Genomic DNA, 233 nt, shown 5'->3' with positions numbered 1-233 from the left:
GGGTGAACCACTGGCTCTTTTCCAGGTGGCGGTGCTTGAGCCAGAGGGCGCCGTAGACGATCACCGAGGCGAGGATCAGGGTCGCGGTCGCGCCGTAGATGCCACTCAGATTGAACCCGGCGAACTCGACGTTCTGAGGGTCTATCTTGTAGACGATGAAGAACAGGATCAGTGGGATGAAATCGATGAATTGCTTCATGGTGGCAGTCAGGACACGGTTGAAACGGCATAAT

Annotated in this window: 1 protein-coding gene; it reads right to left on the bottom strand. The window is 55.8% G+C overall.

Features of this window, described 5'->3' with window-relative positions; genetic code table 11:
* Positions 1-199 (bottom strand): septation protein IspZ (locus BST14_RS32430; RefSeq protein ID WP_211280881.1); only part of this gene is annotated, 199 nt, incomplete at its 3' end.
* Positions 200-233: the final 34 nt, after the last annotated feature.

The sequence above is a fragment of the Mycobacterium arosiense ATCC BAA-1401 = DSM 45069 genome, assembly GCF_002086125.1.
GTDB lineage: Bacteria > Actinomycetota > Actinomycetes > Mycobacteriales > Mycobacteriaceae > Mycobacterium > Mycobacterium arosiense.
The sequence above is the reverse complement of the archived record's forward strand: the minus strand, read 5'-3'. Positions and strand labels throughout refer to the sequence as shown.